The organism is Bradyrhizobium sp. SZCCHNRI2009 (genome assembly GCF_032485115.1).
GTDB lineage: Bacteria > Pseudomonadota > Alphaproteobacteria > Rhizobiales > Xanthobacteraceae > Bradyrhizobium.
Genome location: NZ_JAUEUH010000008.1, coordinates 372601 through 385439, shown reverse-complemented (window position 1 = coordinate 385439; position 12839 = coordinate 372601). Strand labels below are relative to the sequence as shown.

Below are 12839 nucleotides of genomic sequence, written 5' to 3'. Positions count from 1 at the left end.
GGCGAGGTGACAGCGAGCCTGTCGCCACATTTTAGCCCCAAGCAGGCATCGCCCGCGTTCTCCGCTTCAAACCCGCCCCCCAATGCTCTAGAAGCCCCCATGCTCGGACGTATCTTCACCGTCGGCGGCTATACGCTGCTGTCGCGCCTCACCGGCTTTGCCCGCGACATCATGCTGGCGGCGATCCTCGGCGCCGGGCCCGTCGCCGACGCGTTCTTCATCGCGTTCCGGCTGCCGAATCATTTCCGGGCGATCTTCGCCGAGGGGGCGTTCAACGCGGCCTTCGTGCCGGCCTATGCGCATGTCCATGGCGAGAAGGGGCCGGCCTCGGCGAGCCTGTTTGCCGACCGCATCTTCACCCTGCTGCTGGCCTCGCAAATCGTGCTGCTGGTCCTCGCGTGGGTGTTCATGCCGCAGGCGATGACAATCCTGGCGCCCGGCTTCACCGACGATCCTGCGCAGCGCGAGCTTGCGATCACGCTGACCCGCATCACCTTTCCGTATCTGCTGTTGATCACGCTGGTGACGCTGTATGGCGGCATGCTCAACGTGATGCAGCGTTTCGCCAGCGCGGCGGCGGCGTCGATCTTCCTCAATCTTGCGATGATGGCGACCCTGGCGCTGGCGGCGTTCTTCCCCGGCGTCGGTCATGCCGCGGCCTGGGGCGTGCTGATCTCTGGCTTCCTGCAATATTTCCTGCTCGCCGGGGACCTCGCCCGCCACGGTGGCCTGCCGCGCTTTGCGCCGCTCAAGCTCGACGACGACATCCGCGCCTTCTTCAAGGCGCTGGGGCCGGCGACGCTCGGCTCGATGGGCACGCAGGTCGCGATGTTCGCCGACACCATCATCGCGACCTTCCTCCCCGCCGGCGCGATCTCGGCGCTGTATTATGCCGACCGTCTCAACCAGTTGCCGATCGGCGTGATTGGCATCGCCATCGGCACCGTGCTGCTGCCGGAAATGTCGCGGCGGCTGACGGCGAACGATCATGAAGGGGCCATGGAGCAGCAGCGCCGCGCCTTCGAGTTCACCTTGCTGTTCTCGGCGCCGTTCGTCGCCGCCTTCCTCGCGGTGCCCGACGTCATCACGCGGGCGATGTTCGCCCGCGGCGCCTTCACCAAGGGCGATGCGGCGGCGGCGGGGGCGACGCTCGCCGCCTATGCCGTCGGCCTCATTCCGTTCGTGATGATCCGCAGCGCGGTCTCGACCTTCTACGCGCGCAAGGACACCGCCACGCCGGTGAAGGCCTCGCTCACCGGGCTGACCGCCAACGTCGTGCTGAAGGTGCTGCTGATGGGCTCGCTCGCCCAGGTCGGCCTCGCGCTGGCGACGGCCGTCGGCGCCTGGATCAACCTGCTGCTCGTGCTCGGCTTCGCCGTGCACGAGGGCTATCTGCGGTTCGATCGGCGGCTCACCATGTCGCTGCTGAAATTTGCCGGAACCGGCGTGGTGCTCGCGGCGGCGCTGTGGGCGACGGCGTTGGTGGCATCGGCCCATCTCGCTTCGCTCGGCCGCTTGCAGGACGAAGTCGTTCTCGGCCTGTTGATCGTGGTGGGGGCCGTCATTTATGCCGGCGCCATTCTGGTGCTGTTCGGCCCGCGCTGGCTCAAGGCGCTGGTGCGGCGCTGACGTTTGCGCTGCAGCATCGAGCTGGTGGCATGCCTGCGGAGAGTTGACCGCGCGTGGTCCAGGGGCGGCCATATGGCGTTTGCGCGAGTCTTCGTTCCGCTGCAATATGCCGTCCAATAGTCGCGACAATGCAAGCGGGAAGTGAAACCAGATGGCAGCTCCTATCAAGTTCGGCGTCGGACAAAGCGTTCTCCGGAAAGAGGACGACGCGCTGATTCGCGGCAAGGGCCGCTATACCGATGATCTGGCGCCGGCTGCCGCCTTGCATGCGCTGGTGCTGCGCTCGCCGCATGCCCATGCCAAATTCACCCTCGATGTCACCCAGGCGCGGCTCTTGCCGGGCGTGGCGCTGATCCTGACCGCCGCCGACACCGCGGAGCTCGGTGGACTGCCCTGCCTGTTCAATCTCGAGACCGATCCGTTCACCGCGCCGCCTTATCCGATCCTCGCCAAGAACGAGGTGCGCCACGTCGGCGATGCCATCGCCTTCGTCGTCGCCGATACGCTGGATCACGCGCGCGACGCGCTGGAGGCGATCAAGGTCGAGTGGACGACGCTGCCGGCCGTGACCGGCGTCGTGAACGCGATCAAGCCGGATGCGCCGCAGGTGTGGGCCGAACACAAGGGCAACGTGCTGTTCGACGTTTCGATCGGTGACAAGTCCGCGACCGAGGCGGCCTTCGCGAAAGCGCATGCGGTGGCCGAGATCCGCATCGTCAATCCGCGCGTGGTGGCGAGCTTCATGGAGACGCGCGCCGCGGTCTGCGAATACGACACCAAGCGCGATCATCTGACCCTGACGGCGGGCAGCCAGGGCAGCCACCGGCTGCGCGACATCCTCTGCCAGAACGTGCTGAAGATCCCGACCGAGAAGATGCGGGTGATCTGCCCCGACGTCGGCGGCGGCTTCGGCACAAAATTGTTTCCCTACCGGGAGTATGCGCTGCTCGCGGTCGCCGCGCAGCGGCTGCGCAAGTCGGTGCGCTGGGCCGCCGACCGCTCCGAGCATTTCATGGGCGACGCGCAGGGGCGCGACAACGTCACCACGGCAAAGATGGCGCTGGCCGAGGACGGCAAGTTCCTCGCCATGGACGTCGACCTGATGGGCGACATGGGCGCCTATCTCTCGACCTTCGCGCCCTACATCCCGCACGGCGGCGCCGGCATGCTGCCGGGCCTCTACGACATCCAGGCGTTCCACTGCCGGGTGCGCACGATCTTCACCCACACCGTTCCGGTCGACGCCTATCGCGGCGCGGGCCGCCCCGAGGCAGCGTACGTCATCGAGCGCCTGGTCGATGCCTGCGCGCGCAAGCTCGACATGAGCGTCGATGCGATCAGGCGCAAGAACTTCATTCCGCCGCGCGCGCTGCCCTACAAGACCGCGACCGGCAAGGTCTATGATTCCGGCGACTTCAACGCGCACCTCAAGCGCGCGATGGAGATCGCGCAGTGGAAGGAGTTTCCGAAGCGCGCCAAGGCTGCGAAGAAGCACGGGCTGATCCGCGGCATTGGGCTCGCGAGCTATGTCGAGGTCTGCGGCACCATGGGCGAGGAGACCGCGAATGTGCGGCTCGATCCCAACGGCGACGTGACGATCCTGATCGGCACGCAGTCGAGCGGGCAGGGCCACCAGACCGCCTATGCCCAGATCGTCGCCGAGCAGTTCGGCCTGCCGCCGGAGCGCGTCCACATCCATCAGGGCGACACGGCCCAAATCGCGACCGGCCTCGGCACCGGCGGCTCGGCCTCGATTCCCTCCGGCGGCGTCAGCGTGCAGCGGGCCACCCATGAGCTCGGCGACAAGCTCAAGCAGATCGCGGCGGAAGCACTCGAAGCCGGCCTCGGCGATCTCGAGATCGCCGACGGCGTGATCCGCGTCGCCGGCACCGACCGCGCGATCTCGTTCGCCGATCTCGCCAAGCGTCCGGGCACAGATCCCGCCAAGCTCAACGGCAGCGCCGCCTTCGCCAGCGCCGATGGCACCTATCCGAACGGCACGCATGTGGCCGAGGTCGAGATCGATCCGGCGACCGGCATCATCAAGATCGTCAACTACGTCATCGTCGACGATTTCGGCGTGACGCTGAATCCGCTGCTGCTGGCCGGCCAGGTGCATGGCGGTGCGGTGCAGGGCATCGGTCAGGCACTGATGGAGCAGGTGGTCTACAGCAACTCCGACGCTCAGCTCGTCACCGGCAGCTTCATGGACTACGCACTGCCGCGCGCCGCCGACGCGCCGTCCTTTACCTTCGAGACCCACAACGTGCCCTGCAAGACCAACCCGATGGGCGTCAAGGGCGCCGGCGAAGCGGGCGCGATCGGCTCCTGTCCGGCCGTCGTCAACGCGATCGTCGAAGCCCTCTGGCGCGAGTACAAGATCGATCACATCGACATGCCTGCGACCCCGGAGCGCGTCTGGATCGCGATCCGGGAGCAGCATCGCCGTCATAGTCTCTGAGTACTCTCCCCCCCGGATCTCCTCCGATATCCGCCTCAATTCCGGAATAACCCGCCGGCTGAGGGGTTGACCACCCAAGCGACCCGTCCAGGTGGGCTGGACGGGATTGTGACAACAAAGGAGCGAATTGATGAAGCGGACTGTCGTGGCTGTCGCAGCTTTGCTGCTAGGGGCCGGCGCCGTGATGGCACAGCAGGATCTGGTCAAGCATAGCCAGGACACGATGAAGGCCAACGCCAAGAACCTCGGCGGTGTCCTGATCGCGATGGTCAAGGGCGAGAAGCCGTATGATCAGGCCGCCGTCAATGCCGCTCTGGCGCAGCTCGAGGAGACCGCCAAGAAGCTGCCGACGATGTATCCGGCGAGCCTGAAGGGCGCCAAGTTCGAAGGCGATTACGGTCCGTCGCCGAAGATCTGGGAAGACCAGGCCGGCTTCAAGGCCAGGATCGAGAGCTTCGGCAAGGTCGTCACCGAGGCCAAGGCCAAGATCAAGGATCTCGACAGCCTGAAGGCGACCGCGCCGGGCATCGGCAAGGAATGTGGCGGTTGTCACGAGACCTTCCGTCTCAAGAACAGTTGATCTGACCAGCCATCAACGGGGGCGGACGCGACATGGCGTCCGCCCCCGTTTGTTTGCGCCGCGCGGGCGTCCTGACGTATCACGGCGCCGCCGAGCTCCGGTGATGATCGCCGGGCCGACGATATCCTCCTGCTGTGACGGAGCCACCATGCTACGCCGCCTCCTGCTTGCTCTCTGCGTGCTCGGCGCCGCCGGCCTGGCGGTGTTCTGGTGGCTGACCCAACCGTCGACGATCACGCTCGCAGCGGCGACGCGCGCGCCGGATCTCGCCAACGGGCAGGAAATGTTCAACATCGGTGGCTGCGCGTCCTGTCACGCGGTGCCGAACCAGCCGGATCGACTGAAGCTCGGCGGCGGTCTGCCGCTGAGCTCGCCGTTCGGCACCTTCTATGCGCCCAACATCTCGCCCGACCCCACTGACGGTATCGGGCGCTGGAGCGAGGCCGAGTTCGTCAATGCGGTGGTGAGGGGCGTGTCGCCGGACGGCAGCCACTACTACCCGGCGTTTCCCTATCCCTCCTACGCGGCGGCGAAGATCGACGACGTCCGCGATCTCTTCGCCTACATGAAGACGCTGCCGCCGGTCGCCGGCGCCTCGCGCGCGCACGACATGCCATTCCCGTTCAACGTCCGTCGCACCGTTGGGGTCTGGAAGCTGCTGTTCTTCGACGACAGGCCGTTTGCCGCCAACGCCGCGCGCCCGGCGGAGTGGAATCGCGGCGCCTATCTGGTCAATACGCTCGGCCATTGCGCCGAGTGCCACAGCCCGCGCAACGCGCTCGGCGGCATCGTTTCGGCGCAGCGTCTGGCGGGTGGGCCGGATCCGGAAGGTCAGGGCTTCGTGCCGAACATCACCCAGAAGGGCCTGGCGGACTGGAGCGAGAGCGACATCAGCTATTTCCTCGAGACCGGACAGCTGCCCGACGGCGACAGCGCCGGCGGCTCGATGGCGCGGGTGATCCGCAACACCTCGCAGCTCACGCCCGAGGATCGCAAGGCGATGGCGGTCTATCTGAAATCGCTGCCGCCGGTGGAAGGCCCGCCGAAGCCGAAGAAGCCGGCAAGCTGATCAGTTCGGCGAGCGCGCGCACGCAGGTCAGATCGGCTTGAAGCTGCCGTCGCTCTGGATCACCGTCAGCGATACCGGCGGTGGATTCTCCTTGCGCGCGTTGCCGAAGCTGACCACCAGTCCGCCGATGTCGAACTGGCCGACCTCGTTGATGATGCGGAGCAGCTCGGCGCGTGTCGGGTTCGGCCCGGTCATCGCCAGGGCGCGGGCCACCAGGCGGCCGGTGATGTAGCCCTCGAGCCCGATGAAATCCGGCGTCTGGCTCGGATCGAGCGTCTTCATCGCGGCCTGGTAGTCGGCGACGACGCGGAGGTCGGTGTCCCACGGAAACGGGACCACCTCGGAGACGATGACGCCGCGTCCCTCCGGACCGAGCTCCTTTGCAAGGGCATTGCCGCCGACAAAGGACACCGCCGAGAACGTCGGGTTGAAGCCGCTGCGATGCGCCATCTTGATGAACTCGGCGCACGGGCCGTAGGTGCCGACCAGGATCACCGCTTCCGGCTCCGCGCGCCGGATGACCTTGAGCGCCGCGCCGACCGCGCGCGTGTTGCGCTCGAACGTGCCTTCGGCCGCGAGCTCGAGGCCGCGGCGATCGAGATGCGTCTTCACGCCGGCCAGCACGTCGCGGCCGAACGAGTCATCCTGATAGAAGATGGCGATGCGGGTGAGGTGAAGCTCTTCGGTGAGATGCTTGATCGTGGCTTCGGCCTCGGCCGCGTAGCTTGCGCGGATGTTCACGACGTTCTGGAATTCGGGCGCCCGCAGGAATTCGGCGCCCGAGATCGGCCCGATGAAGGGGACGTCGTTCGACGCCGCGATCGGCGCGGTGGCCATCGCGGTCGGGGTGCCGACGGCGCCGATCAGCGCGAACACCTTGTCCTCGTAGATCAGCTTGATGGTCTCGACGACCGAACGATCGGGGTCGTAGCCGTCATTGCGGCTCGCCAGCTTGAGCCTGCGGCCGTAGACACCGCCCTTGGCGTTGAGCTCGTTGAAGGCCGCCAGCAGTCCCTGGCGCGCCGCCTGGCCCAGCGCGGCCGACGGGCCCTCCAGCGCCGCCACCTGGCCGAACATGATGGAGTCGTTGGTGACGCCGAGCTCGTCGGCGCGCGCAGACCCGGGCGGGAGCACGCCGGCGATCAGGATGAGAACGATGGAGATCCGAAGGCTTGAAAACCAGTTCATTGCGATCTTCGATGCACGAGTACGCTTGATGACAACTCAGTCTAGGCGTGTTGAATGAAGACCTCGCTAAAGACGTGGCCCGCGCTTGATCGCGTTTTGGGCGGCCCTCAACAGTCAGCCGTTAACCAAGCCCGGTTTCTGGTACGCCACGACGGATCATCTTTGACCGTCCTTAACTTACCGCGGCCAGCATCGGCCGCATCGTGGTGAGGGGCAGCCGTTTGGCGGGGGCCATATTGCAGGTTGAAGAGTACAGCGCACCGACGCTGCAGGAAAAGGATGATGCTCGCAGCGGTAGCGGGCGCGAGAGGCTGCGCGCGTCGCTATCGCGATACCGGCTTTATCGTCCTGCGATCATCGCGGCATGCGTCGGCGTCGTGCTGTCGGTCGTCGGGACGGTTGCCGTGGGACGCTGGGAAAACCGGCTGGCGCGGACAGATTTCGAAGGCGTGGCCGAAGCTCAGGCGATCCTGGTCCAGAACGGTGTCAACGAATATGTCAGCCGGCTGACCGCGCTGCGCACCCGCTTCGAATCCGCCAACGACGACATCACCCGCAGCGAGTACCAGACCTTCAGCGCGCGCCTGTTCGAGGCGCATCGCGGCATGCTGCGCTTGGCGTGGCTGCCGCGGATCAAGCGCAAGGAGCGCGGCGAATACGAGGCGGCGGCGATCACCGATGGTGTTCCCGCCTTTCGCATCAAGTCCTATCCCGACGGCACGGTCGCGCCGGAGAGCGACGAATATTATCCGGTCTACTTCTCCACCGAGGCGAAGACCTCGCCGGTCTACGGTCTCGATTATTGGAGCATTCCCGACCATCGCGCCGTGCTGGAGCAGTCGCGCGACTACGACGTGATCGGCGCATTGCGCACGCGTCAGAACCTGATCAATCAGAACGAGCGCAACAACGCCGTGATGATCGGCATCCCCGTCTACGCCAAGGGGACGTCGCGCACGACGGTCGCCGACCGCCGCCGCAATCTCAGCGGCTTCATCATCGGCGTGTTCGACCTGCCGACGCTGTTGCAGTCGGTGCGCGCGAACAATCCCAACAGCCCGGCGCTCGCGATCAACCTTCTGCCGCCCGAGCGCGTGATCAACGCCTCCGGCGTGGACCCGCAGCGCTGGCCCGCGGACCCCAGCATCTGGTCGACGACCTTGCGCATCGGCGACGCCGACTGGGTGTTCCAGGCGGCGCCCGCCGGTGGCAGCCTGATGGCGAGCCACAACCGCGCGCTGGCGCTGTACGCGGCCGGTATGGCGACGACGATCTTCCTCGCCGTGTATCTCGCGCTGTCGAGCCGCAACGCCCTGCAGCTCGCGCTCGCCAATCGCCGCGTGCTCGAGCTGGCGCAGACCGACGCGCTGACGGGCCTTGCGAACCGCGCCTTCTTCCTCGAGGAAATGGAGCGCATCAACGACGAGAAGAGCGGCCGCTTCACCGTCTTCCTGCTCGACCTCGACCGCTTCAAGAACGTCAACGACTCGCTCGGCCATGGCGCCGGCGACGAACTGCTGGTGCAGGTCGCTCAGCGGCTGAGATCGCAGCTGCGCGACGAGGACGTGCTGGCCCGGCTCGGCGGCGACGAGTTCGCCCTGATCCAGGCCGGATCCGCCGACCAGCGCGCCGCCGCGATCGAGCTTGCGCAGCGCATCACCAAGCTGATCGCCGAGCCGTTCCAGCTCGGCGGGCAACGGGTCGAGATCGGCACCAGCATCGGCATCTCGCTCGCGCCCCAGCACGGCCGCGACCAGGAGCACCTGCTCAAGAAGGCCGACCTCGCGCTCTATCGCTCGAAATCCGCCGGCCGCAGCTGCTACACGCTCTATGACGATGCGATGTCGGCCGAGCTCGAGGCGCGCAACACGCTCGAGGGTGATCTGCGCGACGCCATCGCGCAGTGCCAGTTCGAGGTGCACTATCAGCCGTTCTACGACGCCGAGACACGCGAGCGCCGCGGCGTCGAGGCGCTGGTGCGCTGGCGTCATCCGGTCAAGGGGCTGGTGCCGCCGGACAAGTTCATCCCGCTTGCGGAGTCGACCGGCCTGATCGTGCCGCTCGGCGAATGGATCATCGGGCGCGCCTGCGACGACGCCACCGCATGGCCGGACGACGTCAAGATCGCCGTGAACCTGTCGCCCGTCCAGTTCAAGCAGGCCGAACTGTTCGACGTCATCCAGTCGGCGCTCGCGAGGTCCGGCCTCGATCCGAAGCGTCTCGAGATCGAGATCACGGAGTCGGTGCTGCTGGAGCGCGCGGCCGAGAACGAGAGCTTCATCGACCGGCTGAAGGGCCTCGGCATCTCGCTGGCGCTCGACGATTTCGGCACCGGCTATTCGTCGCTGCGTTCGCTGACGGCGTTCCCGTTCAACAAGATCAAGATCGACAAGTCCTTCGTCGCCAATCTGAGCGTGCGCGACGAAAGTGCCGCCGTCATCTCCTCGGTCGTGACGCTGGCGCGGGGGCTTGGCATCCAGATCACCGCCGAAGGCGTCGAGACCGAAGAGCAGCTGGTGCAACTTCGCGCGCTCGGCGTCAACTTTGCGCAGGGCTATCTGCTGGGCCGGCCGATGCCGGTCGAGCAGCTCGAGCAGCATCTGGAGATCGCGCGCGCTGCGTCCGATGCCGACGAGCCGCAGCCGGCCGAAGACGCATCTGAGGACGACGCATCCGAGGACGACGACCCGCACTCGGCGGCCGTCGTCGCGCTCATTCCCCGGTCCGGGGCGCTGCTATCCCTCGCATCCAACGGCTGAGCGGCGAGGCGGTTTCGGCGTCCGCGTCGACCGGCAGGCGTGGCGAGCCCAGCATGGCGGCCTCGCGCGCGGCGCTCGGCGTGATGCCGTAGGCGGCCTTGAACAGCCGCGTGAAATGCGCATCGGTCCCGAGCTGCCAGCGCCGCGCGACCTCGCTGATGCGCTGCGTCCGCGATCCCGTCCCGGCGAGATCGAAGAATGCGCGGTGCAGGCGGCGGCTGCGGATGTAGTCGGCGATGCCGCCGATCGGCGCGAACAGGCGATAGAGCGACGCGCGAGACATCCCGAAATGCAGCGCCACCGCGTCGGCGCTGAGTTCAGGGCTCGACAGCCGCGCTTCGATATATTGGCGGACGCGGAGCAGCGAGGCGTCCGGCGTCACGCTGCGGTCGGCATCGCGGCGTTCGAGCTCGCCGCGCAGGCACGCCGAGATCAGCGCGATCGTGCCCTCGACCGCGGCCTGGCACTCGTCGAAACTCATGCGCGGCGCACAGTCGAGCAGCGCGCCGAAATGCCGCGCCAACAGCGGCGCCAGCGCGCCGCTGCGCGGCAGCACCAGGCCGTGCAGGTCGTCGACCTGCAGCAGGCGCGCATCGAACATCGGACGCGGCACCACCAACGTGACGTTCTCGAACGGTGTCGCGCGCGTTTCGAGTGTCTGGGCGAGATCGAGCACGCAGAGGTCGCCGGCCTCGACCCGGATCGGCGAGGCGCCCGCGACGCCCTCATAGCTGCCGTTCACGTAGAGCTGCAGGATGATGTGATCCACGCCGCTGCGGGCGACGGTTTCGGCCGATCGCCGGAACCGCTGGCCGCTCGCACGGGCCGATCCCAGCAGCACGGAGCCGAGCGCATAGGACAGCACGTCCGCGCTGAACGGAGCGGCCTCGCCGGCCGCGAGCTGGTCGACCTCGAAGAACGTCGACGTGGCCTCGCGCCACGCCGCAATGTTCGCCTCGGTGTCCATCTGCTCGGCGCAAAAGCCGTAGCTCGGCAGCAGGGACGAAACGGCTTTGATCTCACTCTTCACGCGGCGCCGCAGTCATTCTTGAGTTTTCGTCTCAACTTCTTGATCGACCGTATCGGATCGGCCGCCCGCCTTGACCCGGTGCTCCGCGTACCCGCTATAGAACGCCTGTCGCCAAGTTGCCGAAGGGAAAGCCGGGCCGTTCGACGGTCCCCCCATTGCCCCTCACGATCGAAAGGTCCGGCTTTCCGGCCCACTGGTGCGAATTGGCGGACAACGGTCTCCGGCCGCCACCGTCTTTCATGACGAAACCATGCTTGACCCATTTTCAGGACCTCGGCGCCCGTCGGTCACGACGGGCGCCTTTGTCGTGAGGCAGGTGTTGAGGCAGGCGCCCGACGGGCAGGCCGCGCCGGGTGAGAAAGCGCCTCGTCAGGTGGCGCCGAAGGCCTTGAACGTGATGATGGTGTGGGTGTCCTGAATGCCGGGCAGGATCTGGACCTTCTCATTCACGAAGTGGCCGATGTCGGTGGCATTGTCGACGTAGAACTTCACCAGCAGGTCGTAATTTCCCGCCGTCGAGTAGATCTCGGAGGCGATCTCGGCTTCCGCCAGCGCATTGGCGACCGTGTAGGACTGGCCAAGCTTGCACTTGATCTGGACGAAGAAGGGAACCATTGCGGGCTGTCTCCGGAAGGCATCTTTCGCCTCAATATAGCGTTTTCCGACGAAGTCGATACGCTTTCTCCGGTGGGCCGGCCTGCTTGCCGGGCGCGGCCGGCCCGCGCTAGGAAGGGGGCATGAGCACCCCCGTCGCACTCACCATCGCCGGTTCGGATTCCTCCGGGGGAGCCGGTATCCAGGCCGACCTCAAGACCTTCGCGGCGCTCGGCGTCTATGGCGCCTCGGTGCTGACGGCGCTGACCGCCCAGAACACCAGGGGCGTGACCGGCGTGCATCTGGTGCCGCCCGATTTCGTCGCCGCGCAGATCGATGCGGTGTTCGATGACCTCGCCGTCGGCGCGGTCAAGATCGGCATGGTGGCGCAGGCGCCGATTGCCGACGCCATTGCGGCAAGCCTCGCGCGCTGGCGGCCGCGGCACGTGGTGCTCGATCCGGTGATGGTCGCAACCTCGGGCGCGCGGCTGTTGCCGGAGGATGCGATCGACGCGTTGCGCCGCGGGCTGATCCCGCGGGCGTCGCTGATCACGCCGAACCTGCCCGAGGCGGCCGCGCTGCTGGACGAGCCGGTCGCGACCTCGGACGAGGCGATCGCGGCGCAAGGCCGCCGGCTGCTCGCGCTCGGCTGTCCGGCCGTGCTGATCAAGGGCGGCCACGGGCAGGGCGCCGACAGCACCGATTACCTGATCACATCAGCAACCAGCATCCCATTGCCGTCGCCGCGCATCGACACGAAGAACACCCACGGCACGGGGTGTTCGCTGTCGTCGGCCGTGGCCGCAGGGCTGGCGAAGGGGGAGAGCCTCGAGGCGGCCGTAGGCAACGCCAAGGCCTTCATCTCCGGCGCGATCGCGGCTGCCGATCGCTTCACGGTCGGACACGGCCACGGCCCGGTGCATCATCTCCACCGCTATTATTGAGGTCACTCATCTTTGAGGTCACTTCCCGTGGGAAGTCCGCTTAGCTGGCGACAGCCGAAATAGCTGGAGTGGGCATCATGTCTGCGCCCCGGGGGAGATGACGGAATGATGACGCGTTTCGCCGCGGTGGCCGCGGTGCTGTTCGCCACGGTCGTAACACCGGTGCTGGCTCAGCGGGCCTATTCGGCCCAGGAGGAGCGCAACAAGGAGATCGTGCTCGACTTCTATGAGCAGGGCCTCAATCGCAAGGATTTCGAGGCGGCGTCGAAATATCTCGGCACCTACATCCAGCACAATCCGAATGCCGAGGACGGCCCGGAGGGATTTCGCAAGTTCATCGAATTTCTGAAGGCCAAATTTCCACAGTCGCACAGCAGGATCACGCAGGTGCATGTCGACGGCGACTTCGTCGTGCTGCGCGTTCACGCCGTCCGCGAGCCCGGCACACGCGGCAACGCCATCGTCGACATCTTCCGTCTCAAGGACGGCAAGATCGAGGAGCATTGGGATTCGGTTCAGCCCGTTCCCGAGCAGTCGGCCAATCCCAACGGGATGTTCTGAAGAACGCGCCTGAAGGCGTCTCCC

The 12839-nt window shown here is 66.6% G+C and carries 10 protein-coding genes; 7 read left to right on the top strand and 3 right to left on the bottom strand.

The features are described 5' to 3' along the window. The first annotated feature begins 99 nt into the window (after positions 1–99). The 4 genes from murJ to QX041_RS27345 all read left to right on the top strand — a co-directional run bounded on the left by murJ (position 100) and on the right by QX041_RS27345 (position 5739). Positions 100–1629 (top strand): murein biosynthesis integral membrane protein MurJ, encoded by a 1530-nt coding sequence (murJ, locus tag QX041_RS27360; protein WP_316167174.1) that lies wholly within the window; start codon positions 100–102, stop codon positions 1627–1629. Positions 1630–1780: 151 nt separating this feature from the next. Continuing rightward, positions 1781–4090, top strand: coding sequence for a xanthine dehydrogenase family protein molybdopterin-binding subunit (locus tag QX041_RS27355; protein WP_316167172.1), 2310 nt, complete (start codon positions 1781–1783; stop codon positions 4088–4090). Between the two features lie 130 nt (positions 4091–4220). Further along, complete coding sequence (locus QX041_RS27350; RefSeq protein ID WP_316167171.1) at positions 4221–4670, top strand: cytochrome c; 450 nt, start codon at positions 4221–4223, stop codon at positions 4668–4670. Between the two features lie 148 nt (positions 4671–4818). Continuing rightward, the gene (locus QX041_RS27345; RefSeq protein ID WP_316167170.1) at positions 4819–5739 is read left to right on the top strand and encodes a cytochrome c; all 921 of its coding nucleotides are present in this window, start codon (positions 4819–4821) and stop codon (positions 5737–5739) included. A gap of 27 nt (positions 5740–5766) precedes the next feature. Here QX041_RS27345 and QX041_RS27340 read toward each other — a convergent pair whose 3' ends face one another. After that, complete coding sequence (locus QX041_RS27340) at positions 5767–6927, bottom strand: ABC transporter substrate-binding protein (protein ID WP_316167169.1); 1161 nt, start codon at positions 6925–6927, stop codon at positions 5767–5769. Between the two features lie 236 nt (positions 6928–7163). On the opposite strand from QX041_RS27340, the gene QX041_RS27335 reads away from it, so the two are divergent. After that, positions 7164–9686 (top strand): EAL domain-containing protein, encoded by a 2523-nt coding sequence (locus QX041_RS27335; RefSeq protein ID WP_315712764.1) that lies wholly within the window; start codon positions 7164–7166, stop codon positions 9684–9686. Here QX041_RS27335 and QX041_RS27330 read toward each other — a convergent pair. Together QX041_RS27330 and QX041_RS27325 are read right to left on the bottom strand one after the other, a co-directional pair. Continuing rightward, complete coding sequence (locus tag QX041_RS27330; protein ID WP_316167244.1) at positions 9640–10704, bottom strand: helix-turn-helix domain-containing protein; 1065 nt, start codon at positions 10702–10704, stop codon at positions 9640–9642. The genes QX041_RS27335 and QX041_RS27330 overlap by 47 nt on opposite strands. 381 nt (positions 10705–11085) lie before the next feature. Next, on the bottom strand, positions 11086–11331 hold the full coding sequence (locus QX041_RS27325) for an Lrp/AsnC ligand binding domain-containing protein (RefSeq protein WP_315712762.1): 246 nt from the start codon (positions 11329–11331) through the stop codon (positions 11086–11088). Positions 11332–11453: 122 nt separating this feature from the next. On the opposite strand from QX041_RS27325, the gene thiD reads away from it, so the two are divergent. Next, on the top strand, positions 11454–12254 hold the full coding sequence (thiD, locus tag QX041_RS27320; protein WP_315753205.1) for a bifunctional hydroxymethylpyrimidine kinase/phosphomethylpyrimidine kinase: 801 nt from the start codon (positions 11454–11456) through the stop codon (positions 12252–12254). Positions 12255–12359: 105 nt separating this feature from the next. Next, positions 12360–12815 carry an ester cyclase gene (locus QX041_RS27315; RefSeq protein ID WP_410051888.1) on the top strand — a complete coding sequence of 152 codons (456 nt, stop codon included), beginning with the start codon at positions 12360–12362 and terminating at the stop codon, positions 12813–12815. The last annotated feature ends 24 nt before the right edge of the window (positions 12816–12839 follow it).